Origin of the sequence: Rhodobacter xanthinilyticus, from assembly GCF_001856665.1 — a bacterium.
Classification (GTDB): domain Bacteria; phylum Pseudomonadota; class Alphaproteobacteria; order Rhodobacterales; family Rhodobacteraceae; genus Rhodobacter; species Rhodobacter xanthinilyticus.
The window spans coordinates 35,586-59,483 of sequence record NZ_CP017782.1; the positions used below are offsets into that span (position 1 = coordinate 35,586).

General features: G+C 62.5%; 26 protein-coding genes and 3 pseudogenes. 8 read left to right on the forward strand and 21 right to left on the reverse strand.

Annotated elements, in window-relative coordinates:
* Window positions 1–52: 52 nt before the first annotated feature.
* Window positions 53–1,165, forward strand: a pseudogene (tnpC, locus tag LPB142_RS16965) (IS66 family transposase); the annotation flags it as partial.
* Window positions 1,166–1,346: 181 nt separating this feature from the next.
* Here tnpC and LPB142_RS16970 read toward each other — a convergent pair.
* The 15 genes from LPB142_RS16970 to LPB142_RS17040 form a co-directional block, all read right to left on the reverse strand.
* The gene (locus LPB142_RS16970; RefSeq protein WP_071167456.1) at window positions 1,347–2,516 is read right to left on the reverse strand and encodes an IS5 family transposase; all 1,170 of its coding nucleotides are present in this window, start codon (window positions 2,514–2,516) and stop codon (window positions 1,347–1,349) included.
* A gap of 157 nt (window positions 2,517–2,673) precedes the next feature.
* A complete protein-coding gene (locus tag LPB142_RS16975; RefSeq protein ID WP_071167333.1) occupies window positions 2,674–3,699 on the reverse strand; it encodes a type IV secretion system protein in 1,026 nt (341 codons plus the stop codon).
* On the reverse strand, window positions 3,699–4,118 hold the full coding sequence (locus LPB142_RS16980; protein WP_071167334.1) for a hypothetical protein: 420 nt from the start codon (window positions 4,116–4,118) through the stop codon (window positions 3,699–3,701). The genes LPB142_RS16975 and LPB142_RS16980 overlap by 1 nt, the downstream gene beginning before the upstream one ends.
* 17 nt (window positions 4,119–4,135) lie before the next feature.
* The gene (locus LPB142_RS16985; RefSeq protein WP_071167335.1) at window positions 4,136–5,170 is read right to left on the reverse strand and encodes an ATPase, T2SS/T4P/T4SS family; all 1,035 of its coding nucleotides are present in this window, start codon (window positions 5,168–5,170) and stop codon (window positions 4,136–4,138) included.
* Between the two features lies 1 nt (window position 5,171).
* Window positions 5,172–6,497 carry a TrbI/VirB10 family protein gene (locus LPB142_RS16990; protein WP_071167336.1) on the reverse strand — a complete coding sequence of 442 codons (1,326 nt, stop codon included), beginning with the start codon at window positions 6,495–6,497 and terminating at the stop codon, window positions 5,172–5,174.
* A complete protein-coding gene (locus LPB142_RS16995) occupies window positions 6,494–7,195 on the reverse strand; it encodes a TrbG/VirB9 family P-type conjugative transfer protein (protein WP_156894456.1) in 702 nt (233 codons plus the stop codon). Before LPB142_RS16995 ends, LPB142_RS16990 begins: the two co-directional genes overlap by 4 nt.
* Window positions 7,192–7,839 carry a virB8 family protein gene (locus LPB142_RS17000; RefSeq protein WP_071167457.1) on the reverse strand — a complete coding sequence of 216 codons (648 nt, stop codon included), beginning with the start codon at window positions 7,837–7,839 and terminating at the stop codon, window positions 7,192–7,194. The genes LPB142_RS16995 and LPB142_RS17000 overlap by 4 nt, the downstream gene beginning before the upstream one ends.
* Window positions 7,840–7,853: 14 nt before the next feature.
* A complete protein-coding gene (locus tag LPB142_RS17005) occupies window positions 7,854–8,651 on the reverse strand; it encodes a type IV secretion system protein (protein ID WP_071167337.1) in 798 nt (265 codons plus the stop codon).
* Entirely contained in the window at window positions 8,648–9,814 is a 1,167-nt protein-coding gene (locus LPB142_RS17010) for a lytic transglycosylase domain-containing protein (RefSeq protein ID WP_071167338.1), read from the reverse strand. The genes LPB142_RS17005 and LPB142_RS17010 overlap by 4 nt, the downstream gene beginning before the upstream one ends.
* Before the next feature lie 4 nt (window positions 9,815–9,818).
* Window positions 9,819–10,034 carry a hypothetical protein gene (locus tag LPB142_RS17015; RefSeq protein ID WP_071167339.1) on the reverse strand — a complete coding sequence of 72 codons (216 nt, stop codon included), beginning with the start codon at window positions 10,032–10,034 and terminating at the stop codon, window positions 9,819–9,821.
* Window positions 10,031–12,415 carry a VirB4 family type IV secretion/conjugal transfer ATPase gene (locus LPB142_RS17020; protein ID WP_071167340.1) on the reverse strand — a complete coding sequence of 795 codons (2,385 nt, stop codon included), beginning with the start codon at window positions 12,413–12,415 and terminating at the stop codon, window positions 10,031–10,033. The genes LPB142_RS17015 and LPB142_RS17020 overlap by 4 nt, the downstream gene beginning before the upstream one ends.
* The gene (locus LPB142_RS17025) at window positions 12,405–12,683 is read right to left on the reverse strand and encodes a type IV secretion system protein VirB3 (RefSeq protein ID WP_071167341.1); all 279 of its coding nucleotides are present in this window, start codon (window positions 12,681–12,683) and stop codon (window positions 12,405–12,407) included. Before LPB142_RS17025 ends, LPB142_RS17020 begins: the two co-directional genes overlap by 11 nt.
* A gap of 21 nt (window positions 12,684–12,704) precedes the next feature.
* Window positions 12,705–12,959, reverse strand: a complete 255-nt coding sequence (locus LPB142_RS17030) for a TrbC/VirB2 family protein (RefSeq protein ID WP_036745219.1) — start codon at window positions 12,957–12,959, stop codon at window positions 12,705–12,707.
* A 56-nt stretch (window positions 12,960–13,015) separates the two neighbouring features.
* On the reverse strand, window positions 13,016–13,699 hold the full coding sequence (locus LPB142_RS17035; RefSeq protein ID WP_071167342.1) for a lytic transglycosylase domain-containing protein: 684 nt from the start codon (window positions 13,697–13,699) through the stop codon (window positions 13,016–13,018).
* Window positions 13,656–13,982 (reverse strand): hypothetical protein, encoded by a 327-nt coding sequence (locus LPB142_RS17040; RefSeq protein WP_010138156.1) that lies wholly within the window; start codon window positions 13,980–13,982, stop codon window positions 13,656–13,658. The genes LPB142_RS17035 and LPB142_RS17040 overlap by 44 nt, the downstream gene beginning before the upstream one ends.
* A 245-nt stretch (window positions 13,983–14,227) precedes the next feature.
* Between LPB142_RS17040 and LPB142_RS17045 the strand changes: the two genes are divergently transcribed.
* Complete coding sequence (locus LPB142_RS17045; protein WP_071167458.1) at window positions 14,228–14,455, forward strand: hypothetical protein; 228 nt, start codon at window positions 14,228–14,230, stop codon at window positions 14,453–14,455.
* Between the two features lie 14 nt (window positions 14,456–14,469).
* Here the strand turns inward: LPB142_RS17045 and LPB142_RS17050 are convergent, their stop codons facing one another.
* Window positions 14,470–14,790, reverse strand: coding sequence for a type II toxin-antitoxin system RelE/ParE family toxin (locus tag LPB142_RS17050; RefSeq protein ID WP_071167343.1), 321 nt, complete (start codon window positions 14,788–14,790; stop codon window positions 14,470–14,472).
* Window positions 14,791–14,795: 5 nt separating this feature from the next.
* Window positions 14,796–15,038, reverse strand: a complete 243-nt coding sequence (locus LPB142_RS17055) for a type II toxin-antitoxin system ParD family antitoxin (RefSeq protein ID WP_028095408.1) — start codon at window positions 15,036–15,038, stop codon at window positions 14,796–14,798.
* 518 nt (window positions 15,039–15,556) lie between these two features.
* Here LPB142_RS17055 and LPB142_RS17060 point away from each other — a divergent pair.
* The 4 genes and pseudogenes from LPB142_RS17060 to LPB142_RS18680 form a co-directional block, all read left to right on the forward strand.
* Window positions 15,557–16,153, forward strand: coding sequence for a hypothetical protein (locus LPB142_RS17060; RefSeq protein ID WP_394328615.1), 597 nt, complete (start codon window positions 15,557–15,559; stop codon window positions 16,151–16,153).
* Between the two features lie 236 nt (window positions 16,154–16,389).
* Window positions 16,390–16,581, forward strand: coding sequence for a hypothetical protein (locus LPB142_RS19205; protein ID WP_156894457.1), 192 nt, complete (start codon window positions 16,390–16,392; stop codon window positions 16,579–16,581).
* Between the two features lie 29 nt (window positions 16,582–16,610).
* A protein-coding gene (locus LPB142_RS17070; RefSeq protein ID WP_156894458.1) for an IS3 family transposase occupies window positions 16,611–17,737 on the forward strand; the annotation gives its coding sequence in 2 pieces (ribosomal slippage) (window positions 16,611–16,875 and window positions 16,875–17,737; 1,128 coding nt in all).
* Window positions 17,738–17,769: 32 nt separating this feature from the next.
* Window positions 17,770–18,465 (forward strand): annotated as a pseudogene (locus tag LPB142_RS18680) (hypothetical protein); the annotation flags it as partial.
* A gap of 57 nt (window positions 18,466–18,522) precedes the next feature.
* Here LPB142_RS18680 and LPB142_RS17075 read toward each other — a convergent pair.
* Window positions 18,523–19,418 (reverse strand): annotated as a pseudogene (locus tag LPB142_RS17075) (IS3 family transposase); the annotation flags it as partial.
* Between the two features lie 65 nt (window positions 19,419–19,483).
* On the opposite strand from LPB142_RS17075, the gene LPB142_RS17080 reads away from it, so the two are divergent.
* Window positions 19,484–19,885 carry a hypothetical protein gene (locus LPB142_RS17080; protein ID WP_083392793.1) on the forward strand — a complete coding sequence of 134 codons (402 nt, stop codon included), beginning with the start codon at window positions 19,484–19,486 and terminating at the stop codon, window positions 19,883–19,885.
* Entirely contained in the window at window positions 19,882–20,526 is a 645-nt protein-coding gene (locus tag LPB142_RS17085; protein ID WP_071167347.1) for an IS3 family transposase, read from the forward strand. Before LPB142_RS17080 ends, LPB142_RS17085 begins: the two co-directional genes overlap by 4 nt.
* Before the next feature lie 18 nt (window positions 20,527–20,544).
* On the opposite strand, the gene LPB142_RS17090 is transcribed toward LPB142_RS17085, so the two are convergent.
* The 3 genes from LPB142_RS17090 to istA all read right to left on the reverse strand — a co-directional run bounded on the left by LPB142_RS17090 (window position 20,545) and on the right by istA (window position 23,848).
* A complete protein-coding gene (locus LPB142_RS17090) occupies window positions 20,545–21,462 on the reverse strand; it encodes a DDE-type integrase/transposase/recombinase (protein ID WP_071167348.1) in 918 nt (305 codons plus the stop codon).
* 137 nt (window positions 21,463–21,599) lie between these two features.
* Window positions 21,600–22,364 carry an IS21-like element helper ATPase IstB gene (istB, locus tag LPB142_RS17095; protein ID WP_071165181.1) on the reverse strand — a complete coding sequence of 255 codons (765 nt, stop codon included), beginning with the start codon at window positions 22,362–22,364 and terminating at the stop codon, window positions 21,600–21,602.
* Window positions 22,361–23,848 carry an IS21 family transposase gene (gene istA, locus LPB142_RS17100; protein ID WP_071165182.1) on the reverse strand — a complete coding sequence of 496 codons (1,488 nt, stop codon included), beginning with the start codon at window positions 23,846–23,848 and terminating at the stop codon, window positions 22,361–22,363. The genes istB and istA overlap by 4 nt, the downstream gene beginning before the upstream one ends.
* Window positions 23,849–23,898 lie beyond the last annotated feature (50 nt).

Below are 23,898 nucleotides of genomic sequence, written 5' to 3' on the forward strand. Positions count from 1 at the left end.
GATTGTCGATCAACCGAGGCATGCCCCAGCGAGATGTGCTATCCACTGCGGTATGCGCCCTGATAATCGTTCCCTGCCCGACGACATGGACCTGCTCAAGGCCATGGTCCGCGCCATGGCGGAGAAGACGACCGTGCTGGAGGAAGAGAATGCGGCGCTGAAAGCCCGCAGCCTCGACGCCGACGCGCGGATCAAGCGGCTGATGCAGATCCTGAAGGCCTATGATCGCGCCGGTTTGGGCGGCGCTCAGAGAAGCTGGGAGCCCCTGAGATCAGTGCTGACGAGGAGGCAACAGCAATCCTTCGTCTTCGAGGAGATCGAGACCGGGATTGCCGCCCTGCGGGCGCAGGTTGGCAAAGGCAGCGCCTCGGGCGAGACGCGGGCGCCTGGGCCAGGCAAGGGCTTTGCGCCCCATCTTGAGCGGGTCGAGGTGGTTCTCGAGCCCGAGGACCTGCCAGAACATGCGGGCCGAGAGAAGGTGCTGATCGGGGAAGATGTCTCGGAGCGGCTGGATGTCATCCCCGCCAGGTTCCGTGTCATCGTGACCCGCCGCCCGAAATTTGCATTCAAGGACGCGGATGGCGTCATCCAGGCGCTTGCTCCGGCCCATATCATCGAAAGCGGCCTGCCGACCGAGGCACTCCTGGCCCAGATCTCGGTCTCCAAATATGCGGACGGCCCGCCGCTGTTCCAGCAGGAAGGGATCTATGCCCGCGACGGAGTGGAGATCGACCGGAGGCTGATGGCGCAGTGGATGGGCCGGGTTGGCTTCGAACTCGAGATCCTCGCCGCGCATGTGCTGGGTGAAATCCTGAAGGGTCAGCGCGTCTTTGCAGATAAAACCAGCCTTCCGACCCTCGCGTCCGGCACCGGCGCCGTGAAAAAGGCCTGGCTCTGGGCCTATGCCCGCGATGACAGCGCCTTCGGCGACGGCGGGCCGCCCATGGAGGCCTATCGCTTCGAGGACAGTCGATCCGGAGAATGCGTTCGCCGCCATCTCGGCGGCTATGGCGGCATTCTTCAGGTGGACGGCTATGCCGCCTACAACCAGCTCGTCCGCAAGGACGGGGGCAATGCTGGCCCGCGCCTCTCCGGATGCTGGGCCCATAGCCGAAGGCGATTCTATGAACTCCATGCCGCCGGGGACAGCCAAGTCGCCACTGATTTCAGCACCACGAGCGGATACCACATTCGGAGACGAATGTCCGCTTCGCCAATCGAAGCCGCTTAGCAGGGCGCTGAAATAGTCGGCGATGCGGAATGGTTTCCTTTCGGCGCAACTGTCCGGGTTTAGCTTCGGGCGCCTCGGCGCAGAAAGCATGCCTGTTTGACGCGGTTTGCCATTGTCACGCGGCCAGCAATCGGGGCAGTCTGGCGAGGTTGTTGGCGGCCATTGTGAGGATGAAGCGGGAACGCACCCGTTCGATGCCCCGATAGACGGTCTGGGCCATGCCGCCGACGGTTTTGGCCCAGCCGAAAGCCTCTTCGATCCGTTTGCGGTGCTTGATCGACAGGGCGTAGCCGTCGTGCCGGGTGGTTCTGCCGTCGATCGCTGAATATCTCGCCTTCTGCGCGACATGCGGCGTGACGCAGGCTTGCCGCAGGTCGGCAACGAACTCTGCGGCGTCGAAGCCCTTGTCGGCGCCCAGCGTCAACTGCCGCGTCGATCCGGGGGAGTGGCGGTGGATCATGTCCAGTGCGGCGCGCCGTTCTGCGTGCCCGTCGGCCTGCGTCAGGTCGCCCTGCACGATCAGGCCAGAGCGGTTCTCCATCAGCGCATGGCCGATGAAGCAAAGCATCGCGCCGGTGCCGGGGGATTTCTTGTAGAGCCGGGCATCCGGGTCGGTGGTTGAGGCATGGGTGGCATTGGACCGCTTCTCGCCCCGGAAATCGACTTCCGCATTGCGGTTCTGGCGGGTGGGACGGGACATCGGGTCGGTCTCGGACGGTGTCGGTTCGGGGTGGTCTTCGGCAGGGCTGTCTTGACCGGACGGGCCGCCCGGATCGTCGTCAGACGGCGTGTCGGTCGCCTTCGGCTGGAAGCTCTTCATGGAGGCCCAGGCCTTCACCAACGTGCCATCGACCGAGAAGTGGTCGTCCGACAAGAGCGGCGCCACCTCGCGATGGGCCAGGATCGCTGCCATCACCTTGCGCGACATGTCGGTTGTCAGCAGCCGGTCGCGGTTCTTGCTGAACACGGTCGGCACCCAGACCGCATCGTCGATCCCGAGACCGACGAACCAGCGGAACAAGAGGTTATACTGCATCTGTTCCATCAACTGCCGCTCGGAGCGGATCGAGAACAGGATCTGGATCAGGCTCGCCCGGATCAGCCGCTCCGGCGCAATCGAGGGGCGGCCGAAGTCGACATAAAGCGCCTCGAACCCGGCATCGAGACTGGCCAGAGCATCATTCACCACCTGCCGGATCTTGCGCAACGGATGCCGCGCGGGGATGCGCGCCTCCAGATCGACATAGCTGAACAGCGACCCGCTCGTCTCGTCCGTCCCGCGCATCATAACCCCCGCCGTTATCGTGCCGACGGTGAATCATGTTCTCATATCTCTGTCGAGGCGGGACTATTTCAGCGCCCTGTTAGGCCTTGCTCCGCGAACATGGGCCTTCCGCCCTACACATCAACGAGATCGCATTATTGCTAAGGCGCGTTGGGCTTCACTGCCCCAACCGCTTCGCCCTCTCAGCCATCCTGACCACCTGCGCGCTCGCCGTCGCCGCGGCGCTCCGCATGGCGGCAGGCGATTGCACAACCCCCCGCCCGATCGCCTCAACCCTAGTGAGGGCGCCAATCCTCGCCCGGCCCTGCACACCAGAGGTGTTAGCCAGCCCCCGCAGCATTCCTGCGGATCCACTGGCGATCGCAGGTGCCGCAGCCACCATCAGGTTCCCCGAGATACCCCGCACGATCAGGGGTGTTGCCGCGACGAAACCCTTCGCCAGGAACACCATCACGAAGAACGGCACCAGCGAGCCGATGTTCGTGGCTGAGTTCGGGTCGCCGAGCTGGGCGAGGAGCGAATTCGCCATGCCGACGACGGTCGAGAACATGGCGGCGATGACGATGGGGTAGAAGGCGTAGCTGATCGTCGTTGAGACCCATCTGTGGAAGAAATCCTTGGTCGCATCGAAGAGCGACAGAGCGATCATGATCGGCGCAAGGCCAAGCATCAGGGTCAGCATCATCTTGGCGAAGATGAGGACGATGCCGGTCATGAAGCCGAGCAGACTCAAGAGCACCAGGCCGATGCCGCCGAGGATCGCGCCCGTCATCCAGTTCAGATTGCTGCCGATCGCGTTCAAATATGTCGCGAAGCGCTCGATCAGGTTGTCGAATTCTCCCGCGAAATGGGTTGCGCCTGCGCCACCTCCGCCGACGGAGGAAACCAGCGCGCCGGCGACATAGTCGAGGCCTCCGATCACGGCGTTGGTCACCGCGTTGAAATTGGCCCAGTTGAACGCGAAGAGGCCTATCAGTGTCAGCTTGATCAGGTACCAGAAGAAGCTGGCCCCATCCATACTGCGGAACTGGAAGGCCATGTTGATGCAGACGCCGATCAACGAAAGCGTGACCATCAGCAGAACGATCGTGCCGGTATTGCTGGCCACAGCCCCGAACTGGGACTCGGCAGCATCGACAAGGAAACCGTCAGCGGTTTCGACCATCCAGCTGACGACACTCATTACCAGTTGCCCTGAGCTTCGCAGATGTCCTGAACCGCGTGGCGCAGCTCGTTGCGCAGCTGCCGGATGTCCCGCTGCGCTGCCGTATGTTCCGAGGCTGATGCCAGGAGATACCGTTCGTTGAATTCTTCAGAGGCATCTTCCCATGCCGGGAAGCGGACTTCGCAGCCGCAGTTGCCCGTCTCGACGATCTGTTCCCATGCGCGCAGTTCGTACAGATCCATCAACGTCAGCGCCTTGTAAGCCTCGCGCGGGTGGACCTCGTCCATCCAGGTCGGCCGTCCGGGCCGGTCGTTGCAGATCCGGTATTGCTGGGGCGCGATGGTCACGGTGAGATCGTTCGTGACCTGAGGCGAGGTCTGCGCCGCGAGCGGCGCGGCCAGCAGGGTGACAGCTGCGGCGAGGGTGATCTTGCGCATGGGGATTTCCTTTCGGGTCATTCGGCGGCAACCGCAGGGCGCTTCATGCCACCGGTTTCCGCACTTTTCTGGTCTGGATGCCTTGCCTGCCCCGGCAGGAAGAACTCGGTGATGCCGCGCGCGCCGTCGTGGCGGCCCGCCTGGATGATCACGTCGATGGAGCCCTCGATGTAGTCGACCATATCGGCATAGGTCATCGGCACATCGGTCTTGAGCGCGGCGATGGCGAGACGGCGAACAGCAAGTTGTGGGGTCTCGGCATGCAGTGTGGTCAGCGATCCACCGTGGCCGGTGTTGATTGCCTCCAGAAACGTCATCGCTTCGCGCCCGCGGACTTCCCCCAGGACGATCCGGTCGGGTCGCATGCGAAGCGTTGAGGCCAAGAGCACATCGGCACTGCGGGCATCCGTGTCCCGGTCGGCGATCAACGTCACAGCATTGGGCTGCTCGGGGCGCAGCTCGGCCGCCTCCTCGATGGTGATGATCCGCTCTTCGGGCGGGATCAATGAGAGGATCTTGCGCGCCGCGACCGTCTTGCCGGTCGAGGTGCCGCCCGAGACGATCATGTTGAGCTTGTTCTCGACGCAAAACCGCAGCGCGGCGTCGATGTCGCCGGAGGCCACCACATCGCGCAGCGCGGCGTTCCGTTCCCGGCGCAGACCCTCAAGGCTGCGTTCCTTGCCGAAAAGGAATCCGAGTTTGATCTTCTCAAGCGGCAGGGAGGAGAAGAACCTAAGAGAAATCGAGAAACCGCCCTCGACTGCCGGCGGCTGGATCACCTGCGCGCGGATCGGGCGATCACGATATTGGATCGAGACCGAGACGATAGGCTTCTTGGTGCTGAGCGTGGTCGAGGCTGCTGAGGCGATCTGGTTGCCGAGGTCCTTGATCTCAGTCTGGCTCAGCGGGCTGCCGAGACCTCGCATGAAGTGATCGCCCTGGAATTCGCCCCAGACTTGTCCGTCGGGATTGATGCAGATCTCGATCGTGTCGTCGCGCAGGACCTCGGGGCCAAAACGGTCGAGCGACGCTTCCAGATAACTTGCGGCCATGTCAGAAAATCTCGAGGTCACGATCGACCATGACCGTGATCCGTGTACCCTGATCGACGTGTATCACTGGCCGGATCGCCAGATAGTCCTGCATAACGCTTTGCGTGCTATCGCGCAGATCCGTGCCGACATCGCTCGCAACATCGGCCGCCGCCTCGCTGTCGATTTGACCCGCTGCAGCCGCAGGCAGGGCGCCGATCAAGGAGATCAGCGCGGCGGAGCCGAAGCGTTGCGCGAAACGGGTGTCGACAAACCCGGTGGTGCCAGTACGGCCAAGCTCGTCTCCACCGAAGGCGCTGATCTGCACGGTCTGATTATCGGGCAAGATGATCCGGTCCCATGCCACCATGACGCGCGATTGGGCAAGTGCGACATCGGAGCGGTAGCGCCCGATCAGCCGCGCGCCGCGCGGGATCAGGATACGCGTTCCATCGAAAGAATGGACGTCTTCCGAGACGATGGCGCGGATCGCGCCGGGCAGTGTGCTGTCGAGAGCCGTCTCTGTCACAGCCTGAATCATGGTGCCCTGAACAACCGTGTTCGATGGGTTCGCGATCACTTCGGCACGTGTCACCTGCGCAGGTTGTGCGCCCGAACGAACAAAGGCTTCATCTGCATTCAAACGTGCGGCTTCCAGCGTGTTCTCCCTATCCGCACCCGCGCCCATCCCGGAGAACGCGATCATAGGAGACGCGATACGCTCTGCGCGGGCCTCAGCTTCAGCAGCGCGCCGCCTTTCGAGTTCGGCCAGCCGCAATTCTTCTTCACTTAGTCCCAATGAGGTCGGCTCTGGTGGTGCAAGCCGTGCTAGTTCCAAGTCCATGCGGAGCTGATCCAATTCGCGGTCCCGCTCGGTCAGCTGCCGCTCGAGGGCACGCTGAGCCTCGGCGGATGCTTCCTGTAAGGTGGCAATTTGCGCCGTCAGTTCCGCAATAGCCTGCTCCGCCCCGCTATCCGCGGCCTCGGCCGGTCTTGCGCGCAGGTCCTCGAGTTCCGCTCTCAATGTCGCAAGACTTTCCATCAGCGCGAGTTCCGACTCGCTCGGACCTGTGTCCGCAGGCGGGGCTTGGCTGGGCTGCTGGGCAGAAATCGGCGCCAGATCTCCGAATCCGGGGCCGCTGCTCTGGAACTCCTCCGGCGCGGCGGTCGCCATTGGTGCTTCTGCTGACGGCTGCAGGGCAGCCCATGCCAGACCGCCTGCTGCCGCGATGCCGACGACCCCAAGGATCGCGGCAAGCGGCGCAGGCCGCTTGCTTGCCTTCGCTTTGCCTGTCGAGCCTTCGAGAGCCGCGAGGCGCGCGGCGAGGTCTTCCGTACCTTCGGTCATGATGTGGCCTGTCCTGCGTCCTGGACGCAAACCACCTCTTCGCCAAGGCGAAGGACCCATTGTAGATTGACGCCGGACACGCGGATGACGCCGTCACTCAAGGCCTGGCTGTTGACCGCGCGTTCCCTGCCGTTCGAATATCGGAAGATGGCGGGCACCGGCGCGTTCCGTGAAAACCGGAAATACGTGAAGGTACCATCATCCCAGATGGCCGTCGGCGTGAACTCTTCTCGGGCGCTGACCGCATAGTTCGCATTCGGCGCATCGGCCGCAACCGCCCTGGTGGGTTGCACGCGGTTTTCAGGATAGCGGAACTGCACGACATAATGCGGCGTCTCCCGGGCTTCGACGACATGGAAGTAGTAGGAGCGGCGGTTGGTGTAGACGGTGATGTTGGTGGCGACGCCAGATGCTGTCGGCTTGATGGCGAAGGCACGGCCACCCGGGACACCGTCGAATTGAAACCCGACCGTATCGCCGGCGATGATCGAACGGATGGTTTCACCCTCACCGAATTCGACTGTGGTGACGCGGGTCAGAGTCGTGACGACACGGTAAACCTGGCCTTCAGTCCAGGTCGCGACGCGCACGCGATTGTCATGAGAACCTGGGCGGGGCGTGGTCTCGGCCAAGGCAATCGTTCCCGCGAACGCGAGAATACTGGCGGCCAGCAGCGCAGAGATTGGAGTGCGAGTCATTCGGAACGGTCCGATCGGATGGCATATTGGGTAACGGTGAAACCGAAAGGGTTTTGCCAGACATCGTCGATCGCGCGGGTCCGCTCGGGCCGGAATTCGAACATCAACGTGGCAGTGAACGATCCATCCTGTACCCCTTGCGGGCTTGTCAGGCGCTTTCTGAGCCGGACCTGGGCGCGGTTATCGCCAATAAGGGTGATCGATGCGATCTCAACGGCCATCTCGGCCGCAGCCCCGTAACGCGTCGGCGGATAGTTCTCCTGACCCGATGTCCACATCGCGCGCATGCTGGCCTCGGCCGACCCGGAAGACTGTGCCAGGACACGGCGGACACGAAGATCGTTGTCGAGCTGGTTGTAGGTTTCGCGCTCGAGAATGTAGCGGTAGATTTGCGCTTCGATCACGGCAGGGCGTTCGGCGAGCGACACGGTTTCAACCGTGGCATTGGGAAGCGCCATCCCGGTCGCGGGATCGTAGGGGACAACCACGGGAGGCGGCGTCTCGACCATCAGCGCGACAGCCGCAGCTGTCAAACAGCCGAATACACCAAAGCCTGCTCCAGAAAGGCCGATCATCCGCCAAAGCTGTTCCCGGCGCAGGGCTCCGTAGACAAGTTCCTCTTCCACGAGTTCGCGCGCAGTCATCACCCCTGCCCTACTCATGGCTCAAGGTCCGGCAAGGTGAAGTCCATGTAGCGGCGTTCTTCGGCAACGGTGGCGGCGTCAACCACGCCTGCATTGCCTGCGCCTAGGGTTTGAATCGCTTCCAGCTCCCACATTCGGGTCATAGCGATGGCGAGTTCCGCCGTGACGCGGGTGTTGTGATCCATCGAGGCTTTGAGATCCTCCATGTCCGGGATCATCTCGACCAGACGTTCCACCCGTTCGAGAGACTGTTCCGCCTCTGCGTGGCTGTTCTGCGCCGCCGCCGACATCACAGCACCTGTGGTGGCCCGCGTGGCCACGCCTTCGGCGCCCGGATTGCCGCTGGTGGCGATCTCGCGGAGTGAATCCTCGTCGAACCCGGCGCTTGCCAGCGCCTGTTCCATCTGCGTGCGCATGGGCCCGGCATTGGGCCCGATGAGCGCGCTCCAATCGCCCGCCTGGATGCCTCGGATCAGGCCGGGGATTTCTTCGAAGTTGGCCTCAAGCAAGGTGTCGAGGTCCCCGCCCATGGCAAGCCCGAGGATGCTGCGCGGCCCGGTGAGCGAGGCATACATCTCGTTCAGCTGATCGAGTTGGCTTTGCAGCATGTCCAGTTGCTCCAACGCATTGTCCAGAAGATCCGTCTGGATCCCGAAATCCTGCAGCATCTGCTGAAGCTGGCGGATTTCCTGGGCGATGTTCGGGGTGTCGACCGTGGGCACGCCCTGAGCGGTGACAGGCCCCGCGAGGGCGGTGGCCAGCACGAGGGTCGCGGCGGTGGTGGTGAGGGAACGGTACAAGCGCCGGATCATCGCAATGTCTCCTGGGTGAAATCCATGAATTGCCGCTCGGCAGCCTGGGCCGCCGCCAAGGCGATCTGCTCGGCACTGAGTGGCTCGGTTCGGGCGGCCTTGATCCGGGTCCGGATTGCGACCAGCCGGGCCAGTTCGGCCCGGGCATAGGTGTTGAGCGCGATGGCCTCGTGCAGATCCTCGGTCTCACCGATGCGGGTGATGATGTCCTGAACCCGCAGGGCGGCGGCACGGACCGAGACCAGCGAATAGTCGCCATAGACCCCTGCGCCGTGGGCCGAGAGGCTGAAACTCGCGTTGGCGAGGAGCACAGGGTCGATGGTGCCGAGCGCATCGATGCCGCCTACGGCCGCGAGGTAGCTGTTGTACTGCTGCGGGATCACCACGACATAATGCTGGGTTTCCGCGAAGGGTGGCACACCGCCATAATCCTGCACATTGCCCGGCCCGGCGTTATAGGCGGCGAGCGCACGGATAATGTTGCCATCGAACATGTTCAGCATTTGTGCGAGGTATCGCGCACCGCCGGTGACCTGCAGATAGGGATCGTCGTAATAGGCCGGGTAGATCCCGAGATCCCCCGCGGTACCGGGCATGATCTGGGTAAGTCCGAAGGCCCCCACGGGTGAGCGTGCCCCGATCTGGAAACGGCTTTCCTGCCAGATCAGCGCCTGCAAGAGACAGCGCCATTGCACGAGCGAAAGACCTGCGCGGCCGACCCCGGACAGACTATGGGTGTCGCGTGCTGCGCGGATGATCAGCTCCTCGATCCCCTCCCGGGCATCGCCGAACATCCGCGCTGCCGCTGGATTGGTGTCCTCGGGCGCATAAAGACTGGCGGCCGCGCTTTCGACGTCGTCTACCGCTCCCTGCCCCGCCTCGAGCCCCGCCACGGTTCCGGCCACGTCTCCAGCGCCAAGCGACATGGCATCCATCAGCCCTTCGAGGGAGGCGAGTTGCTGGCGCTCGATTTCGGCCAGTTCCTCCTCGCGGCTTAGCCGGTCCTGCTGCAATGCCAGGTCCCGATCGGTCTGCTCAAGGATGGCCTGCCGCTCTGCGAAGAGGCGCAGGTCGAAGGTCGGCACGCCCTGGGCGACCGCTGGCCCCGCCGTGGGAACTGCCAGCGCAAAACCGATCATCGAGAGAGGAAGCCAGGTCCGCATTGGTTCAGCCGCCCGCCCCCAAGAGGACGAAATCGCAGGCCGTGTCGCGGCGCGTGACCTCCGCCCCCATGGTCGAGATCGTGGCGGTGGCGGTTCCTGCCTGCACAGGAGCCTCGCGAAAACTGAAGCAGTTGGCTTGCGGGGCGTTATGCTGCGCACAGGCTGTCAACGTCAGGCCGAGCCCGAGCAGCACGACGCTGCGAATGATGGTACGGGTCATGTCACTCTCCAGAAATCAGGACGTTCGCGATAATCGGCGCCGACAAGCGCTTCGCCCTTCTCCATTCCGCCAAGGATGGTCACGAGCGGGCCGAGCGCGCTGAGATCGGCATCGATCACGACGGAACCCCGGTCGTCGCGTACAAGCGCGAGCCGCGAGGCCGAGCCGACGCCCAGAAGCACGTCGAGCTCTTTCTCGGTCAAGCCGAGCATCGCGTAGTCAGCGGCGGAAGCACGAATGTTGGGCAAGAGCACCTGCGTCGGCACCGCTTCCACGATGGTCTTGCCGGTGCGCGTGCGCTCGAGCTGGCTGGCATATTGCGTCATCATCACGACGACGGCGTTCTGCTTGCGGGCGGTCACCAGCCAGTTGCTGAGTCGCTCCGCAAAGTAGGCGTTGTCGAGGGCTTTCCATGCCTCGTCGATGACGATGATGGTGGGCTTGCGGTCCTCGATCACCCGCTCGACCCGGCGGAAGAGGTAGGACAGGACCGCCATGCGTTCCCGCTCGCTCTCGGAATCGAGGATGCCGGTGAGGTCAAAGCCCGCGACGTCTCCATCGATGCTGAAACTGTCCTCGGCATTGGCCCCGAAGATCCAGCCGTAGCGACCCTCGGCCGTCCATTCCTGCATACGCTCGAAGAGATCGCCTTCGTCATCGGTCGAGACCAGCAGCGAGGCGAAATCCGACCAGTTCCGTAGACCCGCATGTCCTGCGCTGGCGTTCTGGCGCACGACTTCCTGCAGTCGGTTGGTCTGAACCGGGGTCAGCGGTCGATCGCGCCGCTCCAAGAGGCTCGCGAGCCAATCAGCAAGCCATGCCTGGCCCCGCACGTCGATCTCGGTCTGGAGCGGATTGAGGCCCGTGGGGCGCCCCGCCCGCACGGTCGAATAGCTGCCGCCGAGCGCGCGGACGGCCATCTCCATCCCCGCGCGATAGTCGAATACGAAGACCCGCGCACCTGCCCGCCGTGCCATGGTCATCAGGAAAGCCGCCAGGACGGATTTGCCGGAGCCGGGACGGCCGAGGATCAGCGTGTGGCCACCCGTGGGTTCGCGATCCGGCGCGCCCTGTTCGTGGAAGTTGAAGCGAAAACCGCTGCGCTCGGGTGTGGGAAAGAGCGTGATCGGAACGCCCCAGGGGACTTCCCGCCCTGTCTTTCCGAGCGAGGTGCGGTGGAAGGTAGCGAGATCGGCGAAGTTGTGGTTCGTGATTGCGGCCTTGCGGCTACGCGCCCCTGTGTTCCCGGGATGCTGCGCCATGAAATGCGCCCGCGCCCCGAAGGCTTCCGAGATCAGGTTGATCCCGGAAGTGGCGGAGATGTTGCGGATTTCGGCCGCGATGTCGTCAAGCGCCGTCTGGGTGCGGGCATAGACGGCCACGGTCATGTGGTGCTCGCCGAAGATCAGGCGTTTGGATTCCAGATCGTCCTGCGCGAGTTCCAGTTCCTGGGCGAGACTGACGGCTCCGTCATTGGCGGCCTGCATTAGCCGCAGCTGCCGCTTGATCCGGCCCGCCATGATGTTGGCGTTGATCGGCACAAAAGAGTGCGTGACCACCATGTCGACGGGCAGATTCAACTCGTCGAGCATCAGGCTATCGGTCTTGGCGGGGTAGTTCTTCACCGCAAAGATCGCCCCGAGCTTGTCGCCGACGGCACCGTCCGAGAGTGCGATGGTCGTGCCGCGGAAGGTGACGCGGGTATTGGCTACGTCCTCGGCGATCACACCGAGGCGCGACCGGGGGAAGAGCGGGTGCTCCTCGCCCGTGTTGAGTGAACCGAGGAAGCCCAGAAGCTCGCCGGTGCTTGCGGCCAGCAGGCGGGGCTTCAGCTCATCGAAGGAGGACAGCAGAAACCCCACAACCTCGTCGAGCTTGCGCAAGCGGCGGGTGGTGTCGGCCGCATGTCGCGAGCGAGACGCCCCAAGTCCGAATGGCAAGCGGCTGCCGGTCTCAGGTCGCTTCAGCACCGTCAGGGTCAGCGTCTTGTCGCGCAAACCCGCGCGGCCGAGATGCGCGTGCCATCGTTTGTCGACGGCGGCCGCAAACCCTTCGCCCGGAACGGGCGGCAGGGTCACGTCGACCGCTTTCGAGACCTTGTGCAAGTAGAATGAGAACTCGGTCCCGACCTGCGCCACGATGCCAGCCAGCAACCCTCCGATCCGGTCGAGATGCCCGTCCTCGCTCGTGGTGCTGTTCACCCCCTCGAGCCGGATGCATTGCATCAGCTCGTTGCCGCGTGTCCGGATCGTTCGGTCGTTCACGAGGCTCACATAAGGCAGCATCATTGAGAGCCGCTTCTCGCCCTTGACCCATGAGGGTAGCGCAGTCAGCGGATCGATGGCGTTCTCAACCTCATCGGCAAGTCCATCACGGGGCATAGCTGTCGCCTCCGTGCAGCTTGCGGTTCGTCGTGGGCGGGGTTTCATGCAGGGTGATCACAAGGACATCGAGGAAGTTCGGATCCCAGTCTGCGGCCTTCCAGAGCGCCGGCCAGGCCAGCCCCGCGAACACAGCCACCACCCAGCTCTGCACCCAGAGGAACAGAAGCGTCGAGCCGAAGAGCCAGACCATGGCGTACATGATCGGCAAGCCCATCAGCTTGGGTGGCCTGAGAAGGCCGATGAACACGCGGGACTGGTCAGCCATGGCCAAGAACTCCGGGATTGCTCAGGTGGTCCAGATGGCGGCGACGATGGTGGGTGCTGCGGCGATGCCCGCGATTGCAACCACGACCCAAAGCGCCTGACGAAAGTCGAGGATGCCAAAGAGCCAGGAAAGAAACACACCGATCAGTGCGAGCGTGCCAATCACGATGCCCAAGGGACCGGTGATCGCATCGACAATGCCTTGAAGCAGGGTCTGTACCGGCGAGAGGTCGATGCTTTGCGCAAGCGCTGGACCCGCCAGCACGATAAGGGCCATCGCGCCGAACGCGGTGATCGCCCGCGTGCGGAGCACGCTTTGACGTTTTCTCGATGTCATGAAAGATCTCCTCTGAGCCGCTCAAACACGGCGGTCACACGGGCCACATGCCCTTGGGTTTCTCGAAAAGGGGGGATGCCGCCGTGGCGTGTGACCGCCTCCGGACCCGCGTTGTAGGCCGCAAGGGCCAGAGAGCCCTCGCCGAACTGGTCGAGCATCATCAGCAGGTAGCGAGCTGATCCGTCGAGGTTCTGCGCAATGTCATGTGGGTCGACGCCGAGGTCGCGGGCAGTATCCGGCATAAGCTGCCCGAGGCCTATGGCACCGACAGGGCTACGTGCAGCCGGATTGTATGCGCTCTCGACTTCAATGTTGGCTCGGTAAAGGAGCGCCCAATCAGTGACGGAAAGCCCCGCGCGACGCAGCGCACCATGCCCGGCATACCGTAGCGCCGTGGTCTCGATCGCATGGAGGATTTCTGGGGTGGCGTGGGCGGCAGATCGAGCCGGGATCGCTGTCTCGCTCGTTGCGTCGGGAACGCGAGGTTCTGCGAAGAGAAAAAGGCGCTCGTTTGCCTCTTGAGAAGTGGAAATCAATTGGCCGTCTGGACCAACCGAGAAGATGAAACCGTCGGCCAGGGCCGGGGGCGCGGAACAAACGCCTGTACCCAAAGCAACGACGAGCGCGGTCGCGCGGTCAGCTGCCTTTGACCGGAGGCGCGGCGTGGCGTTCGCGGCCACCTTCTTCAAGTGGGATGCTAGCGGTCGTACAGCCCATGTCGGCCAGGAAACTGACAAGGCCAACGATGGTTTTGAAGTCGCGGAGCTTGAGGACGCTTCGGCTGGTGACGAGCATCTTATCGTCACGCCCATCAGTGGCGACGGCGCGGATGACCCACGAGCCGTACCAGCTGTTATGGCGCTTCTCTGCTCTCTCCTTGCAGACCACCTCAATGAGGTAGCCCTCGGCGAGCAAGCCGCGCAGTCCGTCTTCTGTAACCACATTCGGGGCTTCTTCTATCATGGCCTTCCCTTGGGTCCTTGTTCTGCCTGGGTGCAGTATCAGGCCCACGGGGTCGCAACACCGTGAGCGATACAAAACAACATTAATGATAGCAAGACAATAATAACGTGTTGACGAAGTTCGCCTTGCTCCGATAACGGTGATAGCCGACAGAATGATAATCTTAAAGGCGGCAAAGGAGTTTTGCCCTGCGCTTGTTTATTGCGCGCAACGCACCGTTGCTGTTCGCGTTCCTGCTTGGAAGCATGCCGGTAGCCGCAGCGGCGGACTGCGTGCCTCCCGAACGACCGTTCTTGCCTCAGTCGCAAGAAGACATGCGTGCCTATGCCGATCTGCTGCGTTCTGATTTCGAGGGCTACATCGCCGACATCCAGGAATACTTCCGTTGCCTTGATGCCGAGCGTCAACGCGCGTTTCAGGAGGCACGCGAGGTCAGTGAAGACTATGGGAAACTGGTCGAGCTATTGGAATGAGGAAACGCAAGGGCTTAACCGCCGTCGAGATCCTCGTAGTAGACGAGCGCGGGCATGTTGCGGCGCTGGTGCACGATGCGCAGGATGACTGCCGCCCCGTCCGCCGCATCTAGCCGCTTGTAGAAGATCACGTGACGTTGGCAGTTGACGGACCGCATCCCCGGAACGAAGAGACTCCTGTCCCGACCCCGGTCGGGATCCCCGGTGATCTGCTCGAAGGCGTTGACCAACTGGCGGTAATAGACGAGCCATTGGTCCCTACCCCAAGTTTCGACGGTGTAGGCACGGATCTCTTCAAGGTCGGCGCTGGCCCGACCGGAAAGCCGAATTGTCATGTGGGTCAGCGATCAAACGCATCCGGTTCGAAGGCATGAGCATCGAACTCGGCGAAATCCCCATTTTCGGCCAGGGAGGCTGCTTCCTCTAGGTCGGCCTTGAGGGAATAGAACTGCCGGGCGCCATCTTTCTCCATCAGCATCCTTACGCCGGCGCGCACGACTTCGCTCAAATTGGCGTAGGCGCCGGACTCGATCTGCGCCTGCACATATTTCTGCATCGGTTCGGTCAGGTGGACGTTTGGCATCAGACTCTCCTATCCATGCTCAATCGTATCAGATACTGACATAAATCTTCAAGGTCATGTTCGGTCCCAACATAGGCTCGTTGCTCCACCCCGTCCTTCTGCGCCCGGATTCCCGCCGGGGAACCAGGCGAGACAGTTTTCCGTTCTGCCATTCCCGAGACCATGAGCGCTGCGACTCGCCGTGTGACGGGCTCATGCGGCCTGTTCTTCCATGACCGCTTTCGTGGCCGCATTGAAATGCTATATTTGTATTTGTTTACAGATATTTGAGTGAAAGTTAACATGAAAGAGGTCCGTAATTTTGGCCACTTTCAAGACGCCGAAGCAGCCAGAACCGACGTCAGTTCTTGGAAGCCATCAAGCTAGACAAGCGAACAATCGCACGCAACCATCAATCAAATCTCCTTGATATCATTAATGTTGTTTCGTATCGCTGCACCATTATAGATGGAGTCGGCATCATGAAGCACGTGATCCACGGCGTGGCAACAGCCACGGCACTAAGCATATCCGGACTAATGGCCTCGTCCGGTCCGGCTCAGGCCTATCAGGTGGACTGTGCAATCCTCCTCTGCCTTGCGGGGGGCTGGCCTGCCTCCGCGCCCTGCGCACATGCTAGAGCGGTCTTCATTCGGCGGATTACGCCATGGCCGATCGAGCCGCCTTTGCAAATCTGGCGGTGTCCGATGGGTGTGTCGTTCAACGATCCCAACCCGATGTCGCCCATGGAACGCCTTTATGACATCACGTTCCGCGATCCGCCCGAACCGCAGGAATCGACTCCGATCCCCCTTGTTCACATCCAAGCAGATGAGCAAGCCGACATCGACATCTCAGGCGACGCCTTTGATTTCGTGCGCAGCATTCGCGTTTATCACATCCAGTACCGCCAGCATGAAAACCGAGATGGCGACTGTAATCGCAGCGACTCCACGCGGTTGGGGTCCTACGGCGTGCAGGGCGACTACCGATGGACAAGGTCCACCGTAGGCCAGGTGCCGGCCGCATCCGGCCTGAGCATCCCGAATGGATGCGGGAGCTACTTCTACCGTTCCGTCTTCGTCGACTGGCACGATCACGCCGGTAACTATGGCTCTGAAGAGGTTCGCTACTGACAAAATCTGCGCGCGGTTTTGCCGCGCGCGTCATCTCAACCCCGCACGGGAGGCTGTGCAAAACCCCTGAAAAGGAGACGACGCCAGACCGTGAAGCCTGACGCCGTGCTAGAAAACTCCGTGAACAAGAGTTTCCTAGCGCACCGCTAAAACACCTGCAACCAGCAAAGTTGTTTTGCTGGCAAGAATGTTGTTGTCTCACGACATGGCGTCGGATCTCCAAGGAGACCTCGACCATGGAACCTACGACCGGCTTGATCCTGCGACGGATTACGCAGACAAATCTCTCTGTTGCAGCGCACAAGCTTGCCACCCTCATCCTCGACGCCATCGCCTGGAAGGATGGCTACAACGGTTTGTCGCGCGGAACGGCAGCCTTCACCCTCTCGTGGTCTTGCCCCACTGAAGTGGTCCGCCTTTTGGGATAGTTTATCCCGCATGATGGAGGACTACTTGGATGGCAGGCAAACGCGAGAAGCCGGAAGATATCGTCATGAAGCTACGTCAGGTTGAGGTCTTGCAGGGGCAAGGCGCGAAGCTGGCGGATGCCGTGCGCCAGATTGGCGTGACCCAGCAAACCTATTACCGCTGGCGGCGTGAGTTTGGCGGGATGAACCGAGATCAGCTCAAGCGGCTGAAGGAACTGGAGCAGGAGAACACGCGGCTGCGGCGTGCCGTGTCGGACCTGACGCTCGACAAGCTGATCCTGACGGAGGCAGCAAAGGGAAACTTCTGAGCCCTTCGCGTCGCCGTCAGTGCATCGACCACGTCCGGCAGGAATTTGGCGTTTCCGAACGCCGTGCCTGCCGAGCGCTTGGGCAGCACCGGTCGACCCAACGCAAGATCCCGCTCGGTCATCAGGACGAAGCCCGTTTGACCGCCGACATCACTGAACTGGCACGTCAATACGGGCGATATGGCTATCGCCAGATCACCGGCTTGCTGAACCAAGCTGGATGGTGCGTCAATCACAAGCGGGTCGAGCGGATTTGGCGACGCGAGGGGCTTAAAGTCCCGCAGATGCAAAAGAAACGCGGGCGGCTCTGGCTGGCGGATGGCTCCTGCGTGCGGCTGCGGGCTGAGCGCCCGAACCATGTCTGGTCCTATGATTTCGTCCAGGACAGGACGGCAGACGGGCGGGCTTACCGCATGCTCAACATCGTTGATGAATTCACCCGGGAGGTGCTGGTGATCCGTGTCAAACGCAAGCTGAACTCGGTCGACGTGATCGACGCGTTGACCGATCTGTTCATCCTCCGAGGCCCGCCCGAGTTCATTCGGTCGGATAACGGCCCCGAATTCATCGCGGCCAAACTGCGCAACTGGATCGAGGCGGTGGGCGCCAAAACGGCTTACATTGAGCCGGGGTCGCCTTGGGAGAACGGGTATGTTGAGAGCTTCAATGCCAGGCTTCGTGACGAGCTCCTTGATGGGGAGGTGTTTTATTCGCTGAGAGAAGCCCAGATCCTCATCGAACGCTGGCGCAAGCATTACAACACGGTGCGCCCGCATAGTGCCTTGGGCTACCGACCACCGGCACCCGAAAGCATCGTGCCCATAGACCGCAGGCCCACGATGCACTAACTTTCAAACCGGACCACTCAGGTGGGGCAGACCACTCGGCCCTGGCGGAGAAGATGGGTGTCTCACGGCAGTATCTTGCGGTTCTTCTGAACGAACTTGAGGCTTCGGAGTTGCAGCTCGAGCGGGCGAAGCCGAATGGCAAGTTCGCGCCCTGGATCTTTCGGTTTTCCGCTTTCGACGAGGAGAGTGAAACCCATGATCTCGTGTCAGGTGAAGGCGACACATCACTATCTAGAGATAATAAAAACAAAACTATCTTCTCAGGGCTGATCGATATCACCACGAGTTCGAACGTTTTTCAGACAAGTTGGGCGGAGCTCATCAAAGCAGCGAAGGCCACGTTGCCCTGCTGGAACATCGACACCCAGGTCATCTGGGATCGCTTCCTCGCCTTCAACCGGTCCCGAGGCAACGGCAGGGTGCCGGCCGGCTTCCTGCTTGGCTTCATGCGCCGATGGCGAAATTCGTGGGGAACTCCAACTCGTCCCGCGGTCAAGCCGCCCGCGAGACCAATAACGGATCCCAAAGAGCGCGAATTGCTGAGACAGATGCAAGCCGCACCAACTGCGAACCGCCAGTTCCACGCGTCCGACTTGTGTCGCTTGATCGGACACGCTGCCTACGAAGCGCGGGTACTCGATGTGATCCGCAAGTTTGGGTGCCAGAGGTTTTCAGCAACCTTGGCGGTGCACGGACGAGCGGTGCTGGAAGGGGAGATATCCCGGTAGCTTCGCTTGCTCGGACTTGGAGTTGGTCTGCCCCACCTGAGTGGTCCGGTTTGAAAGTTAGTGCATCGTGGGCCTGCGGTCTATGGGCACGATGCTTTCGGGTGCTGGTGGTCGGTAGCCCAAGGCACTATGCGGGCGCACCGTGTTGTAATGCTTGCGCCAGCGTTCGATGAGGATCTGGGCTTCTCTCAGCGAATAAAACACCTCCCCATCAAGGAGCTCGTCACGAAGCCTGGCATTGAAGCTCTCAACATACCCGTTCTCCCAAGGCGACCCCGGCTCAATGTAAGCCGTTTTGGCGCCCACCGCCTCGATCCAGTTGCGCAGTTTGGCCGCGATGAATTCGGGGCCGTTATCCGACCGAATGAACTCGGGCGGGCCTCGGAGGATGAACAGATCGGTCAACGCGTCGATCACGTCGACCGAGTTCAGCTTGCGTTTGACACGGATCACCAGCACCTCCCGGGTGAATTCATCAACGATGTTGAGCATGCGGTAAGCCCGCCCGTCTGCCGTCCTGTCCTGGACGAAATCATAGGACCAGACATGGTTCGGGCGCTCAGCCTGCAGCCGCACGCAGGAGCCATCCGCCAGCCAGAGCCGCCCGCGTTTCTTTTGCATCTGCGGGACTTTAAGCCCCTCGCGTCGCCAAATCCGCTCGACCCGCTTGTGATTGACGCACCATCCAGCTTGGTTCAGCAAGCCGGTGATCTGGCGATAGCCATATCGCCCGTATTGACGTGCCAGTTCAGTGATGTCGGCGGTCAAACGGGCTTCGTCCTGACGACCGAGCGGGATCTTGCGTTGGGTCGACCGGTGCTGCCCAAGCGCTCGGCAGGCACGGCGTTCGGAAACGCCAAATTCCTGCCGGACGTGGTCGATGCACTGACGGCGACGCGAAGGGCTCAGAAGTTTCCCTTTGCTGCCTCCGTCAGGATCAGCTTGTCGAGCGTGGGCTGGTGCACGGTTTCTTGAGACAGTTCGGAGCGCTATTTCTCTCAGGAAAGGGGAGTAGAGCATGGACAAGAAGATCGACGACACCTCAGGTGCGACGGAGGCCACGGCCCCGTCGGCGCGCGCCCATCACGCTGGCGACGGCGGGGCCGTGGCCGGTCCTGCCAGGCGCCTTTCGGCGAAGCGCAAACTCGTGGCGGTTCAGCGGCTCATGCGGGGTGAGAGCTTGGAGGCGGTGTCGCGGGACCTGAACGTTCCGGTTCACCGGCTGTCCGAATGGCGCGACCGGGTGCTCATGGCGGCCGAGAGTGCGCTGAAGGAACGCGAGCGCGATGAGCGTGACGACGAGATTGCGCGGCTGCAGGCCAAGGTGGGCGAGATCACCATGGCCAACGAGTTGCTGTACGCGAAGATCGACAAGCTGGAGGGCGGCCGCCCTTTGGCCCGGCGGAGGTCGAGGACATGAGCCAGGCGCACTCGATCTCCACGCACCGGCGCTACGGGACGACGCGTGTCTGCAACATCTGGGGGGTCCCCCGGGCGACGGTGTACCGGCATCGTGTTACGGGCAATGCCGCCAATGAGGCGCGGCCGCCACGTCGTCGTGGTCCGGAGGGGGCCTGCAGCGACAGCGCGCTTCTGGAGCATATCGAGGCCATCATCGAAGCCTCGCCGTTTTCCGGGGAAGGCTACCGGAAGATATGGGCGCGGCTTCGGCATCTGGGCGTCTGTACCGCCCCCCGTCGGGTGCGGCGGGTCATGAAGGAGAACGACCTTCTGGCACCTCAGCGACCCGTCCAGCGGGATGCGCATCCCCATGACGGGACGATCGTCACTGAGCGGGTCGATCAGGTCTGGGGCACGGACATGACCCAGACGGTCACCATCGGGGAGGGACGGGCCTACGTGTTCATCGCGGTGGATCATTGCTCGGGCGAGTTCGTCGGCACCCATGCGTCTTCAAGTGCCAGCCGGTGGGAGGCGCTGGAACCGATCCGTCAGGGCGTCACCCGGCACTTCGGCTGTATCGGGCCGGATACGGCCCTCGGCCTGATCCTGCGGCACGACCACGGATCGAACTACATGTGTACCGGGGCACGGTTATGAGACAGCGCGTTGCGCTGGTCATGCCGCCATTTTGAACCCTTTGGCGGCGTCGGTTTCAAGGGCCTTCTGTTCGGCCCTGATCTGATCGGGCGTTTTGTAGCCGTGCCGTTCCCGCAGCCATGATGCGTTGTATCGCGCGGCGAAGGCGGCCAAAGCATGCCTGAGCTCTTCGACGGTCACAAAATGGCGGACCCAGAGCAGTTGCTCCTTGAGGGTGCGTATGGCCCGTTCGGCCACCCCATTGCCCTCGGGCTGGCGCACGAAAGCTGGTGAACTGGTGATCCCGAAGCATTTGATCTCGCTCTGGAAGTCTTCTGACATGTAGTTCGATCCGTGGTCGTGCCGCAGGATCAGGCCGAGGGCCGTATCCGGCCCGATACAGCCGAAGTGCCGGGTGACGCCCTGACGGATCGGTTCCAGCGCCTCCCACCGGCTGGCACTTGAAGACGCATGGGTGCCGACGAACTCGCCCGAGCAATGATCCACCGCGATGAACACGTAGGCCCGTCCCTCCCCGATGGTGACCGTCTGGGTCATGTCCGTGCCCCAGACCTGATCGACCCGCTCAGTGACGATCGTCCCGTCATGGGGATGCGCATCCCGCTGGACGGGTCGCTGAGGTGCCAGAAGGTCGTTCTCCTTCATGACCCGCCGCACCCGACGGGGGGCGGTACAGACGCCCAGATGCCGAAGCCGCGCCCATATCTTCCGGTAGCCTTCCCCGGAAAACGGCGAGGCTTCGATGATGGCCTCGATATGCTCCAGAAGCGCGCTGTCGCTGCAGGCCCCCTCCGGACCACGACGACGTGGCGGCCGCGCCTCATTGGCGGCATTGCCCGTAACACGATGCCGGTACACCGTCGCCCGGGGGACCCCCCAGATGTTGCAGACACGCGTCGTCCCGTAGCTGTCAACGGCGGAGTAAAATTGGGCCACGGGGCGGCGCAAAATTGGGCCACTTTGGGTTTGCGCGAGACGCGGCTGATGGGCGGCGGCCAGTCAGCCGCGCTCTCCATATAGCTTGCGGGTGACTGGCCGCCTTGGACCGTCAGGTCCAAGTCTGATACTTTGGATCAGGTGTTGTCGCCGGTCTTGCGCGCGCGACTTTGCGCGAGGCGATAGCTTTCGCCGTTCATCTCGAGGATGTTGACGTGGTGGGTCAACCGGTCGAGGAGCGCGCCGGTCAGCCGCTCGGTGCCGAAGGTCTCGGTCCATTCATCGAAGGGCAGATTGCTGGTGATCAGCGTGGCACCGCGCTCGTAGCGCTGGGAGATCATCTCAAAAAGCAGCTCGGCGCCGGTCTTTGACAGGGGCACGAACCCGAGCTCGTCGATGATCAGCAGCTTGACGGCAGCCATCTGCTTCTGGACGCGCAGCAGCCGACGTTCGTCTCGCGCCTCCATCAGCTCGTTGACCAGCGCGGCGGCGGTGGTGAAGCTGACAGACATGCCCTTCTGGCAGGCCGCCAACCCGAGGCCCAAGGCAATGTGGGTCTTGCCGGTTCCGCTGGGGCCAAGGGCGATCACGTTCTCACGCCGTTCGATCCATTCGCAGCGCGCCAGTTCCAGCACCTGCATCTTGTTCAGCTTCGGGATCGCCTTGAAGTCGAAGCTGTCGAGGCTTTTGGTGGCCGGGAACTTCGCAGCCTTGATGCGGCGCTCGACCATCCGCCGCTCGCGGTCAATGAGTTCCAGTTCAACGAGGCGCGACAGGAATTGGACATGGTCCAACCCTTCGGCGGCGCATTGGCGCGCAACCTTCTCGTGTTCCCGCAGGAAGGTGGGCAGCTTCAGCGTCTTCAGATGGTGGGCAAGCAGGATCTTCGGAGCCTCGCTCATTCCGCCGCCTCCGACATCAAGGCCATGTAGCTGGCCGCACGCGTCGTCTCGACGTTCGCCCGCGGCAGGTAGGGGTAGACATCGAGATCAAGCCTTGGGGGGCGCTTCTCGACCTGGCAAAGCACGAGGTGCTTCACGGCGTCAAAGCCGACCGCGCCCAGCTTCAGGGCCTTCTTCACGGCGGCATGCAGGTCATCCATGCCAAAGGTCTCAAGCAGCCGCAGCACCTGCACATACTCGCGGCGCCCCATCTTGAGCATGCGCGCCTCCATCAGGCGGCGCAAAGTCTGGAACTCTTCGGGCAGGTCCCATTCCGCCAGAGGCGCAGCCTGGTCCAAGGCATTGATCTTGCGCTCGATCAGCGGGAGGTAGTGAACCGGGTCGAAGATCATGTCCTCGCGATCGTAACAGCGCGGGTGTCGGGCGATCACCTCCCCGCGACAGCCGATCACGACCTCATCGACATAGCCGCGGATCCAGACATCCTGATGGCCATAGGCGACCGGGACCGAGTAATCGTTGGTGTCATAGCGCACGAGCGACTGCGAGCTGACCCTGCCGCTCGCTTGGTCGCAGGCGTCGAACGGGGCAGTAGGCAATGGGCGCATCGCCGCCAGATCGCGCTGCAGCCTCTCGCCGATCGTCTCCTTGTGACCCCGAAGAATGCGCGTGAGGCGTGCGCAGCACTGCCCTTCAAGGTCGGCGTTGAAGGCGTCCCAACTGGCAAAGTGGGGGATCGGCACCATGTGGTTGCGGCGGGCGTAGCCGACCATCCCCTCGACAGCGCCCTTGTCGTTCCCCTTCCCGGGCCGACCATAGCGATCCCGAAACAGGTAATGCGACTGCAAGCCGCTGAACAGCGTGGCGCGGATGCGCGTGCCATCTGGCTGGATCTTCGAGACCAGGCAGCGGTCGTTATCGTAGAGCACCGACTGCGGCACCCCGCCGAAGAAGGCAAAGGCGCGGACATGCCCGTCTATCCAGGCCTCCGCCGTCGCCGCCGGATAGGCCCGGACGAAATAGGCATCGCTGTGCGGCAGGTCGATGACAAAGAAATGCGCCTTCTGCTCGACACCGGCGATGACGACGACCGCTTCGCCAAAATCGGCCTGAGCATGGCCCGGCGGATGGGCCAGTGGCACGAACATCTCCCGTGTCCGCCGCTCACGCTCACGCACGTAATCCTTGACGATCGTATAGCCGCCGGTGAAGCCATGCTCGGCCTGAAGCCGTTCCCATATCCGCTTGGCCGTATGACGCTGCTTGCGATGCACCGCCTTGTCGGCTTCAAGCCAGGCGTCAATGAACTCGGTGAACCCGTCCAGCTTCGGCCGCCTGATCGGCTTGTCCCGCCGGTAGCCAGGCGGCACCGAGAAGGCCAACATCTTCTCAACCGTCCCGCGCGAAATGTTGAAATGCTTCGCCGCCGCCCGCGCGCTCATGCCCTCGGCACACGCCAAGCGAACCTTCTTGTAAAGTTCCACGGTATAAATCTCCCCACCCTCCCTGCTGCCGCAAGAAGGGAAAAGTGGCA